Below are 21,210 nucleotides of genomic sequence, written 5' to 3'. Positions count from 1 at the left end.
ATAACGGAACAGAAATCATGCGATATCGTCTGAAATACCTGCCGGCCGTGCTTCCGCTGCTGGCGGCGGCCTGCGCGGCAACGCCTGAAGCGCCCCAGCTTGCCGAAACCGTGCCTGCTGCTCCGGCAGCCGAAGAGACCGGGCCGCTGTTGCCCTTCGTCCCGGTCCAGCCGGAGCTCTTCGGCGAGGCCGGCTCCCTCTCCAATGCCTGGGCCGATTTCGACGGCGATGGGCAGCTTGATCTCGCCGTCTCCGTGAAAGGCGGCGCGATCCGTCTCTACAAACAGGATAACGGCGTCTTCACCAGCGTCGGCGAAGCCCTCGGCCTGCCAGTGTCGGGCCCGGAATTCCGTGGCCTGAGTTGGGGTGACTTCAACGGGGATGGCTATCCGGATCTTATGGCCGGAGCCACTTCGCCGGAAGAACTCAGCCGCGTTTTCCGCAACGAGTCCGGGCAGGGGTTCACCGATGTTGCCGCCGAGATTGGCCTGACGATCCCCGGCCGCTCGGCCCGTCAGACCAACTGGGTCGACTATGACAATGACGGCGATCTGGATGTCTATTCGGCAAACCGCGCCGGGGGGAACAAGCTTTATCAGAATACAGACGGCCTGTTCACCGAAGTCTTCACCGGCGCAGGCCCGAGCGACCCTCGCCCCACGGTCGGCGCCTGCTGGTTTGACTATAATCAGGATGGCAGGATTGACCTCTTCCTGACCAACCAGTCCGGCGCCGAAGATGCCGTCTGGCGCAATGATGGCGCAGGTTTCACCGATGTTGCCGCCGAAATCGGCATCGAAACTTCAGGCCGCACGCAGCAGGAAGGCGGCGTCGGCTGCGCTGTCGGCGATTTCGACAATGACGGCCTGCTCGACGTCTATTTCATCAATTACGGCCCCAACAAGCTCTATCGCAACAAGGGTGACGGCACGTTCGAAGATGTCACCGAAGCCTTCGGCGTGGCAGAGCCCGATCATGCCGTGGGCGGCGACTGGGGAGACTTCAACAATGATGGCCATCTCGATCTTTTCGTGGTCGGCTATGAAGGACCCTTTGGAGAGCAGGTTCCGGTCAACTATCTCTACCTGAATGATGGCCAGGGCGGGTTCACCAATATCCTGCCCCTCGATCACCCCATGAACGCGGGCGATCATGGCGCCATCTGGGTGGACTATGATCAGGATGGCGCGCTCGATCTGTCGCTGACCGATGGCTATGGCCCGGAGGGAGGGCACTTCGTCTTCCGCAACGAACTTTCCGGCAAGGCGGCGGGCCGCGCGCTCAATGTCATGGTGCTGAACAAGGCCGGAACCGGCGTTGTTCCGGGGGCGGAGGTCCGTCTTTATGATGGGGCTGGCAACATCCTCGCCACGCGGCTGGTGCATACAGGCGGGGGCTACAACGCCCAGAGCGCCATCCCGGTGCACTTCGGCCTGAAGGACCTCTCGCCCGTCACGGTCGAGGTTACCTTCCTGACAGCCGAGGGCCGTGTGACCCAGACCGTATCCGGTGTCGATCCTGCCGAGTGGGCCGGAAAGGCATTTGCCGTTCAGCAGCAGTGAACGGCGAAGACAGCCCTGCCTTCGCCAGATTGCGCAGCCTTCCGGGACACCGTGTGTTCAGAGCAGCGGTGTCCCGGATAACTCGCGGGTCAGGATAATCCCGGAAATTGCTATTTAGTCCGCAGGGAGCGGACAATCGGCGCAATGCTGAAGCTGACCGGCGCCGGGCAGGGGCCGATCTTTCCTTCCATGCCGATGCCTTCGCGGCAACGCACATTGCCGATGACCAGATCGAGCACTTCACAGCGGCCGCTGAGTCCTGTCGGGCCGATCTGTCCGCCGAAATCAGTGTAGCCGGTAATTTCCATGGTGAGGGCGTCTTCTCCGGAAAGCAGCGCGCTGACAGCGCCCGCCTCGCCGCGGCGGCCGCCAATATCGGCGTAGAGGGTGAATTGCTCGCCGCTGGGGTTCTCCAGGCTGGGGTTGAGCATACAGCCCGCGTCGAACTCGGTGGTGGCGTTGATGGTCACCGCGATGGCGCCTTCGGTGCCAGGTTCCACGATCCGGGACGGACTGCTGGCGGGCTCGGAGGGGCCTTCCACCTTCCTGCCGCTGGAGGCGGAGGCGCCGGTTGTGCTATCTCCGCACGCTGTCAACATCAGGGCAGCGATGAGGAGCGCCGGCGCTCCAAATGCGGTTGCCTTTGCCATTCTGTCTCTCCTTTGTTCAGTGCAGATGTGCCTGCTTGAGAGAAAGAACGCAGGGCCGGAGCCATTCCGGACATTCGGGAAAAAGCTTCCCCGCCAGCCTGGATTTTTCAGGCCCGACGAACGGAAATGTTTGAATCCACCGGCAAAATGGTGAACCATTGCTGCGCGCCGCGGGAAAGAGCGAATGAATCATAATATGCCGAACTGGCCGCAGGTGGAGGCGCTTCTGGATGCGGCTCTGGAATTGCCCCCTGAGGAACGCGCTGTTTTCGTGCGTGCACAGACGGAAGATGCCGCGCTGATCGCGGAGGTGCTCTCTCTCCTCGATTTCGCCGGCGACAGCGAGCAGTTCCTTGAGCCCCCCCTTATGGGAGAGGAGAGTGCCTTGATGCCGGTGGGCGCGCGGCTGGGCGCCTGGCGTATCGATTCTGTCATCGGGCGCGGCGGGATGGGCACTGTTTACCGCGTGCATCGCGCAGATGGCCTCTATGAGCAGGAAGCAGCGCTCAAGCTGATGCAGCCGCTGGCGCCAGAGCATTGGGCCCTGTTCGAGAGCGAACGCCAGTTCCTGGCGCGGCTGGAGCATCCCGGCATAGCGCGCCTTCTGGATGGGGGCGGCGGACCGGACGGGTGGCCATGGATGGTGATGGAATACGCCAACGGGGCCCCCATTGATGTATGGGCACGTCAGCAGGATGCCGCGCCGCGAGAGATTGTCGCCATGGTCGTGCAGGCCTGCGAAGCGATGGTGCATGCGCATGGCAAGCTGATCGTTCATCGCGACATCAAGCCATCGAACATTCTGATCGATGAGGCCGGCCGGGCGCGGGTGATCGATTTCGGCGTCGCCCGGTTGGCTGGCGGCGATGAGCTGGGCACAGCGCCGCTCTCGTTGGACTATGCGGCCCCCGAGTTGCTCGCCGGTGAACCGGCCACCGCAGCCAGCGATGTCTATGGCTTGGCCGCGACCCTCTATGCATTGCTGGCAGGTCAGCCGCCGCTCGCCCTGTCCGGGGCACCCGTCCAGACTGCTGCCCGCCGCGCAGCAGAAGAAATGCCTGTGGCGCTCTCAACGCGCACATCGAAGCCGGGCAGCGCTCTGATCCGCGATCTTGATGCGGTGCTGGCCAAGGCGCTGTCCAAGAAGCCGGCGGACCGGTATCCGTCAGTGGACGCGTTCCGGGAGGATTTAACCAGAGCGCTTGCCGGAGACGCGGTGTCAGCGCGTCTGAAGGAACGGGGTTATGCGACCGGCAGGTTCCTGTTGCGCCGGCGGTGGCAGGTGGCGGCGGCAGCGGCCCTTGTGGCCAGTCTTGGTCTCGGCCTCAGCGCTTCGCTCTGGCAGGCACAGGAAGCCCGTATCGAGCGTGACACAGCTCTGCGGGAACAGGCGCGCCTCGAGGCCGTCCAGCAATATCTCTATTTCATGCTGCGCGACGCGGCAGATACTGCTGGCGGCACAGAAACCAGCGCGCGGGAGATTCTCGAAACGGCGGCGGGCCAGGTGACAGAGATGTTCGCCAATGATGCGGCCAAGGGAGGTCCCGTCATGCACACGCTGGCGGAGCTTTACCTCTATCTCGGCGACTATGAGGCGGCAGCGCCGCTCCTGAAGCGCATCGTTGAGGCGTCTGAAACAGAGCCGGGCGTGCGCGCGGCGGCGCAATACGACCTGGCGCAATATCATCTGCGTACAGCAGACCTTGAGGCGGCCGAGGAACAGCTGACACTGGCCCAGGAATTCTGGAACAGGGATGCTGCACTCTGGCGGCGGCGGTTGGTGGATAGCCGGCTGGTGGAGGCACGGATTCTGCGCGACAGGGGGGATATAGAGGGTGCCATATCCCTGCTTCAGGCGCACCTGCCTGAGCGCGTCCGGTTAAGCGGCGCACATCATCGGCATACCGGCGTATTCCATAACGACCTTGGTGTCATGCTGACGGCTGCAGGCCGGCGGGACGAGGCCGCAGCAGCGTTTCGCCAGGCGCTGGAAGTGTGGCGGGTGGCCGCGCTCGACAATAGCCCGGACGCCCTCAACACCCTGAACAATCTCGCCGCGATTGAAACGCTGTCCGGAAGGCCCGAAGCGGCCGAGCCTCTGTTCCGGGAGGCCGTCTATCTGCGTAGGGAGTTGTATGGGGCCTCAGCGGCGACGTCTGCCTTGCTCAACAATTACGGCAAGACGCTGCTGCGGCTTGGCCGGCCGGAAGATGCGCTGCCCTATCTTCGCGAAGGGGCAGACATGGCCCTCGAACATGCCGGGCCGGGCAGCATCCACTATGCCTCTGCCATTGCAGGGGTCAGTGAGGCACTCAGCGATGCGGGGGAACAGCTCCTGTCATTCCGTGTCGCGGAGGATGGCTATACGCGCGTGACCGAAGCTGTCGGAGAGGCCCATCCGGCCGCCGGCATTATCGCGATCATGATGGCGCGGGCCTTTGCAGAGAAGGGCGACACGCAGCAGGCGGCCGGTCTGTTGGCGCAGGCAGAGCTGGCATTGGCGCCGCTGGGCGCAGGCGCGGCCAGCCAGATGGAGGTTATTCGGACCCTGCGGGACCGTTTTGGCCTGGTTCCGTAAGCTCAGGCGGCTCAATCGGCGTGCCTGACAATTCACGGTAAAGCCAGGCGCGGGCCTTGATCCAGTCACGCCTTATGGTGCGGTCTGTCACGCCAAGAATGTCTGCCGCCTGAATTTCGGTATATCCGCCAAAAAACCGAAGTTCGACCACCTCAGCCAGGCGAGGGTTGAGCTTGCCCAGCCGTGTCAGCGCTTCATCCAGTTCGACCAGGCGTTCGTCGCTTTCCCAGAAAGGCTCAATGTCATCTGTAAGCGGATCTATTTTTCCAGATCCCCTTTTTGCCGCAAGCCGCGCCCGCGCATGGTCGATAAGAACTGAACGCATGGCGATTGCAGCAGCGCGCAGGAAGTGCTGATCGTCGAGAAAGTTTTCCTTGCGGCGCAGTTTCAGCCAGGTCTCGCTGACCAGCGCCGTGGTTTGCAGTGTGTGTCCTGCGCCAACACGGCGGCGCTCGCGCCGGGCGACCCGGCGCAGATCTTCCCACAATGCCGGAACGAGCCTGTCTGCAGCGGCCAGAATCTCTGGCGGCCGTCCAGAACCTTGATTGTACATCAGAAAAGGCACCCTCCGCAGCGCCGTCCCCCGACCCACACTCACGATTATACGTACCAGCGGAATCGCTAAAGGCCAGAAAAAAATCATCCCGGATTGTGAAAGCTCCGCGCAGGCCATGTCCGGTCTGAGGCTGGCATCCCGTTCTGGCTTTTGAATGCGCCCGAAAAATCGCGGCCCATCCGTCACGAGCCTTAGGGGAACAGGAGTTATCTCAATGACAGCCATCAGCCGAAAATCTGTATCCGGACGCAACGCCCGCTGGGCGGTGGGCGCCTCTTTTCTGGCCGTTGCGCTTGGCGCCGCGCAGGGCGCTCAGGCACAGGGGCGCGTCTGTCTGGACGGTTTTCCGCCCGAGGGATCGCAGGATGGAGAGGGCAATGCCGCGTGCGAAGAAACCTCAAGCGCTTATGGTTATGACAACCTCGCCGACGGTGTTTGGAGTTCCGCTTATGGGAATGGCAATACGGCCCTGGGGATGGTGAGTAGCGCTTTCGGTGCGGGCAGTGAAAGCTTAGGGGACTATAGTAGCGCGTTTGGCTACTTCAATACGGCGGCGGGCAGATACAGCGTAGCTTTGGGCGCTGATAATGCGGCTGACGAAACCAATGGGGTGGCGGTAGGACGGAATAACCGTGCCGCTTCCGAGTATGGTACAGCCATCGGCTCCAACAACTTTGTATCAGGCGACTATGGTGCGGCGATCGGCAGGAGCAATGACGCCACAGGTCTAGATTCAATAGCATTTGGCGCAGGCAACATTGCGACCGGTATACGGAGCTCGGCCTTTGGGTCTTCCAACTCTACTATCGGCGCCAACAGCTCTGCGTTCGGATATGTGAATACAGCAACCGGTTTTCAGTCCGTGGCGCTAGGGGCGTTCAATGGCGCCAGTAGTTTCAATTCCGTCGCAGTTGGCGGAGAAAACGTTGCGAACGGTGAAGAAGCTCTCGCTTTTGGCTGGTTCAACTATTCAAATGCGCTGGAAGGGGGCGCGTTTGGTAGCAGGAACACTGTGGATGCCATTGGTGGCAACGCCTTTGGCCGTCTGAACTCGGCGTATGGAGAGTATAGCTCTGCTTTCGGCAATGGTTCGGCCGCTATCGGCAATGCCAGTAATGCGTTTGGTTTCATCAATTCGGCCAATGGCGACAGCAGCAGTGCCTATGGTTATTTTAACTCCGCCAACGGAGATCGCAGTGTCGCGTTCGGATTTCTGAACATTGCTGGCGCCGAATACAGCTCTGCCTTCGGGGTACGGTCAACCGCAACGGCGTTGGGCGCGACGGCCATAGGCTATGAAGCCCTTGCCGACCGGGAGTATTCGGTCTCTATCGGCTCGGACGGCAATGAACGTAACCTGATCCATGTGGCCGATGCCATTGCTGCGACCGATGCTGTAAACCTGCGTCAGCTTTCTGCGGCGATGGCGACTGTGGCTGGCGGCGGGGCCAGTGCAGACCTGACGCCAATTGCTTTGGCGTTAGGCGGCGGGGCGGCCTGGGACCCAGTTTCGGCGACGTTTACCTCGCCTACCTTCTCCGTTCTCGGAACGAATTATGGCAGCGTCACCGGCGCGATCAGCGCCATCAGTTCGCAGCTGGGCACCAACACCACCGATATCGCCGCGATTAATGCCGGCGGCGGTGGTGGCGGGCCGAATGCGGCGGAAATTGCCGCGCTTCAGGCCCAGCTCACGACGCTGCAGACAGCACTTCAGGACGCCGCCACGCAGTTGGCTAATCTGCAATCGGGCGCGACTGTTGGGACGACCGGCGCCTCTGACGCGCTGGCCCTTGGCGCGGCCTCCAATGCCAGCCAGGCGGGCAGCACGGCCCTCGGCGCCGGCGCGCAGGCAACGGGTGCTCAGTCTACGGCCATTGGTCAGGGGGCGATTGCTGGCTTCGACAATTCCGTGGCCATCGGGCAGGGCGTAGAAACCACCCGCGCCAATCAGGTGGCCATTGGTTCGGCCAGCAACACTTACACCCTTGCAGGGATCAACTCGGCAGAGAGCCGCGCCGCGCAGTCCGGCCCGGTTTATGCGGTCACTGCAGATGGTGCGGGCAACCTTGCCACTATGGACATGGAGCCCTGGTTTGCGCGGGTGGACGGGCTGGAAACCTCCGTCCGTCAGACGGGTGAGCGGTTCCGTAAGCAGGCCGATGGGGTCGCCATGGCAATGGCGCTCGGCGGCGCGCAGGTGCTGCAACCTGATCAGGAATTCGCCGTTTCGGCCAATCTTGGCTATTTCGACAATTCCAGCGCGGCAGGCTTCGGCGCCATCGGCAAAGTCCGTGAAAACGTCTTCGTCAATGTTGGCGTTGGCGCGGGCCTGCGCTCCGGCCAGATAGGTGGCCGCGCCGGCGTGAGCTGGGGGTGGTAATGGTTCAGGCTGTGGGACGTACCCTGACGTTCTCCGCCTGCGCGTTTCTGGTGCTTGCCGGATGCGCGCAGGCGGAGGACAAACCCTCCATCGCCGAATTCATCTTCGAGCAGCTGGGCCCGCAATCTTGTGAGCTGATGCCCGCGGAAATGACCGGTCTCCGGCTGAGGGAGATCACGGCTGCCAACCCCGATGCGCCCGTGGCGCGGGGGCAGTTCAGCCGCGGCCTTGAGGGCGAATTCTTCGGCGGCAGCGTGTTTGGCGCTGATCCGGAAGGTGGTCTGAATGCCGGTGTGCAGGGGGCAATTGTCGCCGCGCCGGAAGATGACGTGTCCTATCTCTGCCTGGTGGCCGTTGCCCTCGGAAACGGGGTTGCCGATGGAAGCGAAGTTCCCATCGTACCGGAAGCGGACATGGACGCGGCCGCCGATGGGAGTTTCATCGCGGCCTACCAGATCTGGGATCGGGATGAGGCAGGCAGTCCGCGCCGTCTGGCGATCAGCACGGCCTCCTCGGGAAGCGCCCGGCTGGTCCTCAACGAGGCCGGCCGGCTGTCAGGTTCGATTGATGTGGAACTGGCCAATCCTTCCGGCGGCCCGGAGGGGTGGACCGCCACGCTCACTATTCCAGCTGCCGAAAACATAATCTCGCCCGTTCTGCGCTTCTCGCGCGTCGGAGCAGAGGAGGGATCAGAATGAAAATCCGTATGCCCCAATGGCTTCCCAGCCGGCGCCATGCGTTACGCGCAGGCCTTTCTGCGGCTGCGATCCTGGCTGTCAGCCCGGCTCTGACCGTCCAGGCGCAGGAGGCCGAGAGTGCCTCCGTCCTGATCCTTGATGCTTCGGGATCCATGTGGGGTCAGCTCAAGGGCGGCACGACGAAAATCGAAGTGGCGCGCGATGTGATGGGAGAATATTTCCGTACACGCAACGCGGCCGAACCCCTCGGTGTCATCGCCTATGGCCATCGGCGCCGGGGCGATTGCGCGGATATCGAAGTGATTGCGCCCACCGGCGTACAGGACGCCGCAACGCTTTCCTCCCGCGTCAACCAGATCCGGCCCAACGGCATGACGCCGCTGACAGACGCCATCCGCATGGCGCGGACACAGATTCCGAAAACTGCCGAGCGGGCAGATATCATCCTCGTCACCGATGGCCTGGAAACCTGCAAGGCGGACCCCTGCGCCTTGGCCGCGGAACTCGCTGCAGAAGGCATCGAGATCCGCGCGCATGTGGTGGGCTTTGGCCTGACCGAGCAGGAAGCATCCGCGCTGGCCTGCATTCCGGAGGCAACGGGCGGCCTGTTGCTCCGCCCGCAGACGGGGCAGGAGCTGTCCGACGCGCTCGGCCAGATTGCGGAGGCCGAGCCCCCGCCGCCTACGCAGGCCTTCTTCGATATCGGACCGAAGGCAGAAGCGGGGTATACGTACAAGGTTTCCTACAAGGGCACTGCCAAGGGTAGCGACTATGCCGGCTTTACCCGGCGGGGCGCGCCGGCGCCGCCGACCAGCGCATCCTACAGCGTCATAGGGGGCGCTTCCGACAAGGGCAATAACCCCTTCCACGTGACAGCGCCTTCTGAGCCGGGGGAATATGACCTTATTCTAGTGTTGCCTTCCAGAGGGGTTGTGGAGCGTCAGCCGATTGAGGTTGTTGCCCCATCCAGTGGTTTTGATGCGATCGGAACGGTCGCGCCAGGCAAGCGATTCAATTTCACCTGGAGAGGCCCCGATCAGGGCAGCCAGCGGATTGTAATCGCCAAGCCGGAAGATCCCGGAAAGGTCTATACGAACAGCTGGGGCTACGCGCTCCACAAGAACGGAAAGATGGGCCTGACGGCGCCTGCCGAGCCGGGTGTTTATGAGCTGCGGTATTTGTCCAGCAGCTACGAGATCCTATTCTCGCGCAAATTTGGCGTCGGTGTGCCTTTCCAGGATGCCGCGCAGCCGACTAGTGCGGAACTCTCCGCCCGCGCGGCTGCGGCTACGCAAGGCGCAGCCACGCAGGATGATATACCCCTTGTCAAAGCCAGCTTCCGCCTACCCAAAGGCGCGTCCGGCGAGGCGGTTTCCTGGTCTGCCATTCCGCTGGATGTTCCGGCAACGGATGTCTGGGCTCCGCCGCGGAAACAGGTGGCTGCAACCGGCGAGTTTGAGCCCGGCCGGTATGAGGTATCCGCAGTCAGCGGCAAGGGCACCGAATACCGCGCGGTGGTGGAAATACTTCCCGGCCAGGCAAATGATTTCACGCTGACGCTGGCCGCTACGGGCAGCGGGCCCGCAACGCCTGTGGCCCAACCTGCCTCACAGGGCGGGGGCGGCCAACCGGCGGCCAGCCCGGATGACGCCATGAAGCGCCTCTCCGGCACGCCGATGAAGCGCGGCGCGCTTTCCCGCGCCGAACTCGAAGCCTTGCTTGATCCTTCCAGGGAGAACTAGACCCATGCGTATCATATTCGGACTTGTTATCCTTTTCTTGCTGGCGCTTCCGGCACGCGCGGAATTTGTCATCGCCAAATGCTCCATGGCGGGCGGGTGCCAGTGCAGGCTGGCGGATCTCACCATCGCCGATATGGAGATGATCACCGGCGAGAAGATGCCGGCAGGCGCCAAGGACATGACAATGGTGACGGTGCCGGGGCGCGATCCTTACTGGACGCGGGCCGACCGTACAGAGATCAATGTTGCCTATGGCGGCATGGGGCAGTGTGATGTGCAACTGTTCGACGCGATGGCCCCCGAGGATGGCAACTGGACCATCCAGATGGCGGCAAGCGATCTCAGCGCCTGCCCGATGCTCAAGGGGAAAACCATGAATACCGGCGGGATTACAAGTGCGACCCGCAATATTCAGTGGGGCGGAAGTTTCCACCCATCCAAGCTTGCAGATGCCGGCAATGCATCTCAGCGCTGGAGCAAAGTGGGCGAAAACAGCTGGCGCGGAACCATGGTCGATGACCAGCGCTCTGGGGGCGGCGCAAGCGTTGTGCAGGGATATACGCTGGTCACTCCGCGCCTTATTCGGGGATATTCGCTGTTCACCTTCAACATCGACATGCCGCCAGAGCAGGCTGCCATGATGGCATCAATGGGAATGCCCATGAACTGCCGCAGCTATACTCCCTTCACCGCGCGAAAGAACTGAAGAGGTCTTTCGCGGCCTTCCGGAAATCTCTGGACAGGCGCGCGCGCCGCGCCTACACGGAGGTTCTGACGGTTCCCCTTTATTGGGGGATTAAAACGGGAATGCAGTGAGGAGCGTTAGCTTTGAATCTGCAGCTGTACCCGCAACTGTAACCGGCGAGCTTTGCCGCGATATGCCACTGGGGCGCCTGGAAGGGTGTTCTGGGAAGGCGCGGAGGAAGCGATGAACCGGGAGCCAGGAGACCTGCCGTCAAATTGTCGCCCCTCTTCCGACCGGGTCTAGTCGGCAGAGCGGAACTCCGTCGTGGCGACAGTAGTGATTGGCTGACGTGTGAGCGTCGGTAAGTTGCCTGTTGCTGTCCTGCGGCAAGGGGTGGCTTCCGTCTGCCATGCGTCCTGAGCCCGGCTGCCGCAATGCTGCCGGAGGGGAGAGTGGACAGGATGGTTCGCTTCGCGAATCTGGTTCTCCGCCATAATCAGGCGGCGCTGCTGCGCCGTCTGCGCGTGCTCTCAGCTGATCGATCCCCCCATCTGATCGCTGCGAAGGCATTGCCATGACTGACACTTCCGCCCACACGGGCAAAATTCCGGCCACCGTAATCACAGGCTTCCTCGGTTCAGGAAAAACGACACTCATCCGCCATCTGATCGAAAATGCCGGTGGCCGCCGCATTGCCCTCATCATCAACGAGTTTGGGGACGTCGGCGTAGACGGCGAAATCCTGAAGGGCTGCGGTGTGGAAAGCTGCAGCGAGGATGACATCATCGAACTGGCCAATGGCTGCATCTGCTGCACCGTCGCCGATGATTTCCTGCCCACCATGCAGGCGCTGATCGAGCGGGACATCCCTCCGGACCATATCGTCATCGAGACCTCCGGCCTTGCCCTGCCAAAGCCCCTCGTCCAAGCCTTCAACTGGCCGGAAGTCCGCACCCGCGTGACCGTCGATGGCGTGGTGACGCTTGTGGATGCCGACGCTGTGGCGCAGGGGCGATTTGCCCATGACGAGGACGCCCTCAGCGCCCAGCGCGCGGCCGACGAAATGCTGGATCATGACAGCCCGCTGGAAGAACTTTTCGAGGACCAACTCCATTGCGCCGATATGGTCGTGCTGACCAAGGCAGACCTGGTTTCCGCGGATGCGCTTGAAGATGTCCGCCGGAATTTGACCGCACATACACGCCCCGGCGTGCATTTCGTTCAGGCCGAGAGAGGAAACCTCCCGGCCGATACGCTGCTCGGGCTGGGAATTGCCGCCGAAAACGAGATCGAGCACCGTCATTCGCATCACGACGCGGAAGGCGAAGACCACGATCATGATGACTTTGACAGCTTCGTCGTGAACTTGGATTTTGTTCCGTCAGCGGAAGTTCTTGCCCAGCGGATCGCCTCGCTCGCTAAGGCTGAGGAAGTCTACCGGGTGAAAGGATTTGTGCCGGTGGAGGGGCGTGACATGCGCCTTCTGGTACAGGCGGTCGGCCCCCGGGTGAACTGGCATTTCGACAGGGCCTGGAAGGAAGGCGAGCCGCCCGCCGGGCGGCTGGTTGTCATCGGCGCTTCGGGCTTCAGCCGCGCCAATGCAGAGCGGATACTGAAGGGCGGCTGAGCCGATGCATCTCCTGAACATTCGGGACGGACAGGTCAGCGATGGCTCAGAGCCGGTTGATCTCGGCCAGTCGCCTGGCGAGATCGTTGTCCTCTCGGCGGCAGATACAGATCTGTCGGCGCTGGAAGTGGCGCAGCGCCGGGCAGGCGAGGGCGCGCCCACGCTCCGCCTCGCCAATCTGATGACCCTGCAGCATAATTTCTCTGTCGATCTTTATGTCCAGAAGGTGATTGCTCACGCCAAAATCGTCTGCGTGCGGGTGCTCGGTGGGCGCACATACTGGCCCTATGGCGTTGCGGAGATTGTCAGGGCCGCTCGGGAAAATAACGTCCAGCTCGCCCTGATACCCGGCGATGGCCGCCCCGATCCGGACCTTGAAGGACTTTCAACCATCTCCCCTGAAGACCGGGAACGCCTCTGGGCCTATCTTCAGGAAGGCGGGCCGGATAACCTCTCCGCATTCCTTCAGCATACGGCCTGGATGATTGACCGGCGGGATTTGCCTGGCTCGGAACCTGCAGAAATCCCGCGCGCCGGTCTCTACTGGCCCGGCGCCGCGCCGAACGCTATGAGCGAAATGGCCCAACTCTGGGGCCGGCAGGCGCCCATCGCCCCGATCATCTTCTATCGCGCCTATTATCTCGCCGGGCAAACGCAGGCGCTGGACGCGCTCATCACCGCCATTCATGAAGCTGGCCTAAATCCCTTGCCGGTCTTCCTGCACAGCCTGAAAGACACGTTCTGCGAAGCGTTCGTAAGCGGATTGATTGCGGAGGCATCGCCAGACGTCATCCTGAATCTCACAGGCTTCGCCGTATCCACTCCCGGCGAAACCCGCCAACCCTCGGTTCTCGAATATGCCGGCTGCCCCATTCTTCAGGCGGTGCTCAGCAGCGGCGCAAGCGAGGAATGGGCCACCGGCACGCGCGGCCTCTCCGCGCGCGATGTGGCCATGAGTGTCGCCCTGCCGGAGGTCGATGGCCGTATCCTGACCCGCGCCATTGCCTTCAAGGAGCGCGCCGCCTCCAGCGCTCTGACACAGCATGCCGGCGTCCGGCATGTGCCCCTGCCGGACCGGACAGCATTTGTCGCAGCCCAGGCCGCCGCCTGGGCGCGTCTGCGCCGCATGCCTGCTTCAGACCGCCGGGTCGCCCTCATCCTTGCCAATTATCCCAACCGTGACGGCCGCCTCGCCAACGGCGTCGGCCTCGATACGCCCGCCGGAACGATTGAAGTGATGAAAGCCCTGAGCGCGGCCGGATACACAGTGCCACAAGCCCCGGACTCCGGCGCCGCCCTGATGGACCTTCTTCTCAGCGGCCCAACAAATGACCGCCGCAAAGACCCTTCGCTGGCCGGCGTAATCCTACCGCTGGCAGAGTATACCGCCTTCTGGGAATCCCTTCCGAAAACTGTCCGCGATCAGATAACAGCGCGCTGGGGCGCCCCGCAGCAGGATCCCTTCTTTGAGCCGTCGGCGGATGGTTTCCGGCTCGGGATACACCGCTTCGGGAATGTTGTGCTCGGTGTCCAGCCCGCGCGCGGTTACAACATAAATCCGGTGGAAACCTATCACAGCCCGGACCTGCCCCCGCCTCACGGCTATCTGGCCTTCTATGCCTGGCTGCGCCGGGCGTTCGGGGCCCATGCCATCATCCATATGGGCAAGCACGGCAATCTCGAATGGCTTCCCGGCAAGGCGCTCGCCCTGTCCGAAGCCTGCTGTCCGGAGGCGGTCCTCGGCCCATTGCCGCACATATACCCCTTCATCGTCAATGATCCCGGCGAGGGCACACAGGCCAAGCGGCGCGCAAGCGCCGTCATCATCGACCATCTCACACCGCCAATGACCCGCGCGGAAAGCTACGGCCCGCTGAAAGACCTTGAAGCGCTGGTGGACGAATATTACGAAGCCGCCAGCCTGGATGCACGGCGGCTGAAGCCTCTGCGCCGCGACATTCTTGAGGCCGCAGCGCGTGCCGGCCTTGACCGGGATGGCATCTACGCGCCCGGAGACGAAGACGAGGCCATCGCCGCTCTCGACAATTACCTCTGTGAGCTGAAGGAAATGCAGATCCGCGACGGGCTGCATGTCTTCGGCCGCGCGCCGGAAGGGCGTCTGCTGGCGGATCTCGCCGTCGCCATCGCTCGCGCCCCGCGTCATGATGGAAAGGGCGCAAACGCCTCGCTCCTGCGGGCCCTGGCGGCCGATATGGCCCTTGGCTTCGATCCGCTGAACTGCCGTCTCGGGGATGCCTGGGAAGGGCCCCGACCGCAACATCTTGCCACGCTGTCCCCGGATACCTGGCGAACCCATGGCGATACCGTGGAGCGACTCGAGGGGCTCGCCGCTGCGCTTGTAGAGGGCGCGCCGATACCGGCGGACTGGCCTCGGACGAATGCCGTGATGAGCTATGTTCGCAGCGTCTTGCTGCCATCGCTTACGGCGTGCGGGAAACAGGAGATCCACGGTCTCCTTGCCGCGCTCGATGGCCGCTTCGTTCTGCCCGGCCCCTCCGGCGCGCCCACGCGGGGGCGTCCGGATGTGCTGCCTACGGGAAAGAACTTTTACTCCGTAGACACACGCTCCGTTCCCACGCGAACCGCCTGGGCGCTCGGCTGGAAATCGGCCCAGCTTCTGGTCGAGGACTACCGCCAGCGCGAAGGCATGTGGCCGCGTGCCATGGCCATTTCCGCGTGGGGAACATCAAACATGCGTACAGGCGGAGATGATGTCGCCCAGGCCCTCGCCCTGATGGGGGTCCGCCCGAAATGGGATGATGCGTCGCGCCGCGTCACGGGATTTGAAATACTCCCGCTCGCCCGGCTGGCGCGCCCCAGGGTCGACGTAACGTTCCGCGTCTCGGGCTTTTTCCGCGACGCCTTTCAGGACCAGATGGACCTGATCGATTCGGCCGCCCGCGCCATCATGAAACTGGAAGAACCAGAGGCGGACAATCCACTCGCCACCCGGTATCAGGAAGAGCGCAGTGCACTGATGGCAGAGGGCCATGCCGAATACGCCGCGGACATGCAGGCCGGCGCGCGGGTGTTCGGCTCAAAACCCGGCGCATATGGCGCAGGCCTCCAGGCGCTCATCGATGAAGGCGTCTGGCAGGACCGGAGCGCGTTGGGAGACGCTTATCTGGAATGGGGCGGCTATGCCTATGGTGGCGGCCAGGCGGGCAGGGCCGATCGCGCCTCGCTGGAGCGGCGCATCCGCAAAGCCGATGCCATCGTCCACAATCAGGACAACCGCGAGCATGATCTTCTCGACTCGGATGATTACTACCAGTTCGAGGGCGGCCTCGCGGCAGCCTCTGAAGGCTTGAAGGGCAAGATGCCGGTGATCTATCACACCGATCATTCCCGCCCGGAAACCCCAAAGGTGCGCACCCTGGCGGAAGAGATTGCCCGCGTCGTGCGGGCCCGCGCGGCCAATCCCAAATGGATCGCAGGCGCCATGCGTCACGGCTATAAGGGCGCCTTCGAGATGGCCGCCACGCTGGATTATCTCTTCGCTTTTGCCGCGACCACCGATGCGGTCAAGGATCATCAGTTCGATATGCTATACGGCGCCTATCTGTCAGACGGCAGGGTTGCCGCCTTCATCCGCGATAATAATCCCGCCGCCCTTCGCGAAATGGCGGCGCGTTTTCTGGAGGCGCTGGAGCGGGGCCTCTGGAAGCCCCGCCTCAACAGCGTCCGCCCCACTCTTGAAACCCTGATTGCTCAAACCGGAGGAGCCCCCCATGACCGCTCAGGACGATGACCGTCACAATGAAAAGATGAAAAAGAAAAAGGCCGTCCGTGACAAGATCATGTCCGGCAAGACGGTGGAGAAGGGCCTCATCATCGTCCACACTGGCAAGGGTAAAGGTAAAAGCACGGCCGCGATGGGCATGGTCTGCCGGACGATCGGCCACAACATGAAGGTGGGCATCATCCAGTTCATCAAGGGCGCCTGGGCAACCGGCGAGAAACAGGTCTTCGATGCTTTCCCGCATCTCGTCACCATGCAGGCTATGGGTGAAGGCTTCACCTGGGAAACACAGGATAAGGCCCGCGACATCGCGGCTGCCATGAAGGCCTGGGAGGCGGCAAAAGCCATGATCCTCGATCCCGAAATCCGCCTCGTCGTGTGTGACGAGATCAACGTGGCGCTACGCTATGATTATATTCCGTTGGCGGATGTTCTGGAAACGCTCGCCGCCAGGCCGGAAAATAGCCATGTCGTGCTGACGGGACGCAACGCGGCCGAAGAATTGATCGAAGCGGCCGATCTGGTCACTGAGATGACCCTCCTGAAACATCCTTTCCGCTCCGGCGTGAAGGCGCAGGCGGGGATCGAGTTTTAGTGCGGAACTTCTTCTAATGCCTTGAATTGGCGCTGGATTTCCTCCACCGCTGCCGGAAAGGACGGCCCGCCGCAAACGGTCATCGCCTCGGGAATCTCGATCCAGCGGGCCCGGGCATAGAGGGTTTTCAGCGCTGGATGGTCCAGCACTTCCTTGCCGATGTCCCGCTCGTTACTGGTAGGCACGCCGGTCACAAGGATGTCCGGCTGGGCCGCCAGCAGCACTTCCATAGAGACCCTCTGTGTGCGGCGTGCGCCCATCCGGCCGGCGATGTTCTCAAGGCCGGCCCAGCGCATGATTTCAGACATCAGGGTGGCCTGCCCCGAAATGAACCCCCGGCGCTGATAATGGGCGGCCGCGGGGCGTACCTCCGGCGCGGCTTCCCGTGCGGCCTCGAGCCGCCTCTCGATATCTGCGATCAATTCCTCGCCGCGCGCCTGCGCGCCGATGGCCCCGGCGATGGCCCGCGTCTGTGCGCGGATATCCTCCAGCGTATGCGCTGGTTCAATCTCCAATACCGGAATATTCTGTGTCTCCAGGAAGATGCGAATCTCGGGCCGCCGGATACGGCTCGCGATCACGAGGTCGGGCTTCAGCACGGTAAGCTCTTCGGCATTGCCGTCCGACACCGGCCAGTCTTTCGCTTTTTCCGCGCTGAAGGAAAGCGCCGGATTGCGCGCATTGTGGGAAAGGGCTGCCACCTGGTCCCGGTCCGCCAGCTCCATCAGATACTGATCCGCGCAGAGGTTCAGCGAAACGATCCGGTGTGGCCGCGCCTCGCCATCGGCAGCGCCGGAGAGCATCAGCAGGAGAGAGGCAATCAGGGCTTTCCGTTTCATAAAACCTGCTCCCGGCGCATGAGAAGGCGCAGCCATGTCACAACCGGAAAAAATCGCAAGCCATGCTTGGCGCCGGGGCGCATTCTGGTCTAAGGGACGATCTCGGGTTCCGGGACACTCAGTTGACGGAATGCCTTCGGATCGATCTTGACGAGTTCCGCCCATGCAGATTTCCGCCGCACCCCTCCGCCCGGAGCAGGCTGTCACTGATACTGCCAAATGGCTGATCGGCGCGGGCGCGCTGCTCGTCATGGCGGCGCTGTCGCTGATGACCGGCCCTGTCGACATCGGTGCCGGAGAGGTTTTCCGGGCCCTGTTTGGCAATGCAGACGAGGTGACGAACACCATCATCCGGGAGCTGCGCCTGCCGCGCCTCATGCTCACCGTTGGCGTCGGCGCCATGCTCGGCGGGGCAGGGGCGGCGCTCCAAGGCTATCTGCGCAACCCGCTGGCAGAGCCCTCCATTCTTGGTGTCGCGAGCGCTGCCGCGCTTGGCGCCGTTGTCGCGCTCTACTTCGGGTTCGCCAGCGTCGCGGGCATTTTCCTGCCGCTCATGGCGGCGGTGTTCGCGCTTGCGGCGACGCTTCTCCTCTTTGTTTTTACGATGTTTTCTGCCTCCGGCCTTAGCCTCATTCTGGCTGGCATCGCCATCGGTTCGCTGGCCGGGGCGGGCATTTCGCTTGCCCTCAATCTGTCGTCAAACCCCTTCGCGGCGATGGAGATCACCTTCTGGCTGCTCGGCTCGGCGGAGGATCGCAGCTGGCGGCATGTGGGGTTGTCGGTGCCGCTGATCGGGCTCTGCCTCGCGGTTCTCTTCAGTGACAGCCGCGCCCTCGACGCGCTCACGCTCGGCGAAGACGCTGCCCGCGCGCTTGGCTACAATCTCACACTGGTCCGCATGCGGCTGATTGTCAGCGTAGCGCTGGGCGTCGGCGCCGCCGTGTCCGTCACCGGCGCGATCGGCTTCGTCGGTCTCGTCGCGCCCCATCTCGCCCGCAGTGTTGCCGGCAGCCTTCCCTCGCGTCTCATTGCGTCTTCGGCGCTCATGGGCGCGCTGTTGCTCACCGCGGCAGACATCCTCGTGCGCCTTATCCCGACCACGAATGAACTGCGTCTCGGCGTCGTCACCGCGCTTATCGGTGCGCCTTTTCTCGTCATCATCCTCTATCGCACGCGCCGGCGCGAAGCATAGGGCTGGACAAGTCCCGCCACCAAATGTATCGGCGTTCATGACGGTTCCCCTTTATGGGGGATTAAAACGGGAATGCAGTGAGGAGCGTTAGCTTTGAATCTGCAGCTGTACCCGCAACTGTAACCGGCGAGCTTTGCCGCGATATGCCACTGGGGCGCCTGGAAGGGTGTTCTGGGAAGGCGCGGAGGAAGCGATGAACCGGGAGCCAGGAGACCTGCCGTCAAATTGTCGCCCCTCTTCCGACCGGGTCTAGTCGGCAGAGCGGAACTCCGTCGTGGCGACATCTGAGAGGCGGGTGCTGAACGCACCCTCGCTTCCGGCTGTCGCGCAGGCGCCCTCCGGAAAGTGATTGCGTTCGGTCATCCGTATGGATGCAATCGGGGGAGTTGTTCCCCGGATGGAGAATAGCAATGTCCTCACATGCAGTGAGAGCAATCACTGGCGCTTTGCTCGGCGCCGCCAGCCTGAATTCACTTTCCTTCGCCTATGCTCAGTCAACGGAAGACGAAAGCCGTCAGGAAACCATCACCATAACGGCCAGCCGCCTGAACCTCGCCCCGCGCGAGATCGGCAGCGCCATTGCCGTCGTGGATCGCGCGGCCCTGGAAACCGGCCAGATCATCGCCTTGAAGGAAACCCTGCAGGATATTCCAGGCGTTCAGATCAGCGCCGGCCGCCCCGGCGGCAGCACAAATGTCAGCATCCGCGGCTCGGATAATGATCAGGTGCTCTTCCTGTTCGACGGCATCAAGCTCGGCGATCCCAGTTCGACCAGCACGCAGTTTTCCTCCGACAACATGACATCGCTGGACGTCGAACGTATCGAGGTCTTGCGCGGCAATCAGAGTTCCCTCTATGGCTCCGATGCCATCGGCGGTGTCATCAACATCATCACCCAGCGCGCTACCGAAGAAGGCATCCGCTTCAATGTGGAAGCCGAAGCAGGCGGCTATCTCGGCGTATCGTCGGAACATGGCGACCATCTCCTGCAACGCGGCGGCGTCTCGCTGCTCGGCAAGCAGGGCAAGCTCGATTATCGCCTGTCGCTGACGGGCACAAAGACGGAAGGCCCCTCCATCGCAGATCCGCGCACGGGCCTATCTGTCACCGAAGACGACGACTATTCCGTCTGGGCCATCAGCGGCCGCGCCGGCTACCAGTTCTCCGAAACCCTGTCGGGCCAGGTTGTCGGTTTCTATAACGACTCCTCCACCGATCTCGACAATACCACCAGCGACAGCGTCAACACGGTCGACAAGAAAGACACCGCCTACGCTGTTCAGTTGACGCATGAAACACCAGACAGTGCCTGGAAGAACGAGCTGACCCTCTCGCGCTATAATGCAGAACGCCTCTATTTCGGCCCGTTCTATTCCTCCGGGGGCGATCTTTATGACGGCACCAAGGACACAGCCTTGTTCATCACTCGCTATACGGGCTTCGACAAGGTGCAGATTTCTGCCGGTCTCAACTGGGAAGATGAGTCTACGGATCAGGTAACGCTCTATTCCGGCAATTTCAGCGAAGGTATCTCCACCACTTCCGTCTTCACCGAACTTGCCTTCCGGCCCACCGAAGCCCTTTCGATCACCGTCGCCGGCCGTCTCGACGACAATGAACGCTTCGGCCAGTTCGACACCTATCGCGTCACCGGTGCTTATTATCTGCCAGCCACGCTCGCAGGCGGCGATGTGAAGCTGCGCGCCAGCTATGGCACAGGCGCCAAAGCACCGGGTCTCTACCAGCTGTTTGACCCCACCTATGGCAATGCCGGCCTGAAAGTGGAAACCTCCGAAGGCTATGATGCCGGCGTGGATATCAGCTGGGCCAGGGCCGCGCTGGAATTCTCCGTATTCCACAGCGATGTAGAAGACGAAATCGCCTTTGGCTATCCCCCGGGAAAGCCATCGGGCGGCTATATTCAGTTCGGCCGCACGAAGAAACAGGGCGCCGAACTCGGCCTGCGCTATTCGGTAACCGATTGGCTCAGCCTGTCCCAATCCTTCATGGTGCTGGATGCTCAGAATGAGGAAACCGGCCTCTGGCTTGGCCGTCCGCGCTATTCGGGTACAACCAGCGCCACAGCTCAGTTGACGGACAGGTTCGATCTCACAACACGTCTGCGCTACCGGTCGGATAACGCCTCCAGCTATGGCGGCGTCACGCCTGGCTTTGTCACGCTTGATCTCCTCGGAAACTATGATCTGACCAGCCGGGTCGCGCTTTATGGCCGCCTCGTGAACGCTCTGGATCAGGACTACCAGCTTTCCTACGGGCGCAACGAACTCAACCGCAGCCTCTATCTCGGCGTTCGCGCGCGCTTTTGAGCGTGCGGCAACG

At 62.5% G+C, this 21,210-nt stretch carries 14 protein-coding genes and 2 riboswitches; of the genes, 11 read left to right on the top strand and 3 right to left on the bottom strand.

The annotated features are described in order from the left end of the window. Positions 1-17: 17 nt before the first annotated feature. Positions 18-1,562 carry a CRTAC1 family protein gene (locus HPO_RS07490; protein WP_035596477.1) on the top strand — a complete coding sequence of 515 codons (1,545 nt, stop codon included), beginning with the start codon at positions 18-20 and terminating at the stop codon, positions 1,560-1,562. A gap of 110 nt (positions 1,563-1,672) precedes the next feature. Here HPO_RS07490 and HPO_RS07485 read toward each other — a convergent pair whose 3' ends face one another. Next, the gene (locus HPO_RS07485) at positions 1,673-2,212 is read right to left on the bottom strand and encodes a hypothetical protein (RefSeq protein WP_035596474.1); all 540 of its coding nucleotides are present in this window, start codon (positions 2,210-2,212) and stop codon (positions 1,673-1,675) included. A gap of 184 nt (positions 2,213-2,396) precedes the next feature. Here HPO_RS07485 and HPO_RS07480 point away from each other — a divergent pair, with 184 nt between their 5' ends. Next, entirely contained in the window at positions 2,397-4,790 is a 2,394-nt protein-coding gene (locus HPO_RS07480) for a serine/threonine-protein kinase (protein ID WP_035596471.1), read from the top strand. Here the strand turns inward: HPO_RS07480 and HPO_RS07475 are convergent. Beyond that, positions 4,750-5,571 (bottom strand): sigma-70 family RNA polymerase sigma factor, encoded by an 822-nt coding sequence (locus HPO_RS07475; RefSeq protein WP_241767879.1) that lies wholly within the window; start codon positions 5,569-5,571, stop codon positions 4,750-4,752. The two genes, HPO_RS07480 and HPO_RS07475, sit on opposite strands and share 41 nt — an antisense overlap. On the opposite strand from HPO_RS07475, the gene HPO_RS07470 reads away from it, so the two are divergent. From HPO_RS07470 to cobO, 7 genes are all read left to right on the top strand, one after another. Continuing rightward, entirely contained in the window at positions 5,561-7,729 is a 2,169-nt protein-coding gene (locus HPO_RS07470) for a YadA-like family protein (protein WP_035596464.1), read from the top strand. The genes HPO_RS07475 and HPO_RS07470 overlap by 11 nt on opposite strands. After that, positions 7,729-8,427: a hypothetical protein gene (locus tag HPO_RS07465; RefSeq protein WP_035596461.1), complete on the top strand. Its 699-nt coding sequence runs from the start codon at positions 7,729-7,731 to the stop codon at positions 8,425-8,427. Before HPO_RS07470 ends, HPO_RS07465 begins: the two co-directional genes overlap by 1 nt. Then, a complete protein-coding gene (locus HPO_RS19670) occupies positions 8,424-10,169 on the top strand; it encodes a vWA domain-containing protein (RefSeq protein ID WP_051612408.1) in 1,746 nt (581 codons plus the stop codon). The genes HPO_RS07465 and HPO_RS19670 overlap by 4 nt, the downstream gene beginning before the upstream one ends. 4 nt (positions 10,170-10,173) lie before the next feature. Beyond that, complete coding sequence (locus tag HPO_RS07455) at positions 10,174-10,875, top strand: hypothetical protein (RefSeq protein ID WP_035596458.1); 702 nt, start codon at positions 10,174-10,176, stop codon at positions 10,873-10,875. 52 nt (positions 10,876-10,927) lie between these two features. Beyond that, positions 10,928-11,140, top strand: a riboswitch (cobalamin riboswitch). Between the two features lie 288 nt (positions 11,141-11,428). Next, a complete protein-coding gene (cobW, locus tag HPO_RS07450) occupies positions 11,429-12,481 on the top strand; it encodes a cobalamin biosynthesis protein CobW (protein WP_035596455.1) in 1,053 nt (350 codons plus the stop codon). A 4-nt stretch (positions 12,482-12,485) separates the two neighbouring features. Continuing rightward, positions 12,486-16,253 carry a cobaltochelatase subunit CobN gene (gene cobN, locus HPO_RS07445; RefSeq protein ID WP_035596448.1) on the top strand — a complete coding sequence of 1,256 codons (3,768 nt, stop codon included), beginning with the start codon at positions 12,486-12,488 and terminating at the stop codon, positions 16,251-16,253. Continuing rightward, a complete protein-coding gene (cobO, locus tag HPO_RS07440; protein ID WP_035596446.1) occupies positions 16,234-16,839 on the top strand; it encodes a cob(I)yrinic acid a,c-diamide adenosyltransferase in 606 nt (201 codons plus the stop codon). Before cobN ends, cobO begins: the two co-directional genes overlap by 20 nt. On the opposite strand, the gene HPO_RS07435 is transcribed toward cobO, so the two are convergent. Further along, on the bottom strand, positions 16,836-17,678 hold the full coding sequence (locus HPO_RS07435) for an ABC transporter substrate-binding protein (RefSeq protein WP_035596443.1): 843 nt from the start codon (positions 17,676-17,678) through the stop codon (positions 16,836-16,838). The two genes, cobO and HPO_RS07435, sit on opposite strands and share 4 nt — an antisense overlap. 163 nt (positions 17,679-17,841) lie before the next feature. On the opposite strand from HPO_RS07435, the gene HPO_RS07430 reads away from it, so the two are divergent. Further along, positions 17,842-18,870, top strand: coding sequence for a FecCD family ABC transporter permease (locus tag HPO_RS07430; protein WP_051612407.1), 1,029 nt, complete (start codon positions 17,842-17,844; stop codon positions 18,868-18,870). Positions 18,871-18,894: 24 nt separating this feature from the next. Continuing rightward, positions 18,895-19,106: riboswitch (cobalamin riboswitch) on the top strand. Between the two features lie 174 nt (positions 19,107-19,280). After that, on the top strand, positions 19,281-21,197 hold the full coding sequence (locus HPO_RS07425) for a TonB-dependent receptor plug domain-containing protein (RefSeq protein ID WP_162174022.1): 1,917 nt from the start codon (positions 19,281-19,283) through the stop codon (positions 21,195-21,197). Positions 21,198-21,210 lie beyond the last annotated feature (13 nt).

Source organism: Hyphomonas polymorpha PS728, from assembly GCF_000685315.1.
Classification (GTDB): domain Bacteria; phylum Pseudomonadota; class Alphaproteobacteria; order Caulobacterales; family Hyphomonadaceae; genus Hyphomonas; species Hyphomonas polymorpha.
The sequence above is the reverse complement of the archived record's forward strand: the minus strand, read 5'-3'. Positions and strand labels throughout refer to the sequence as shown.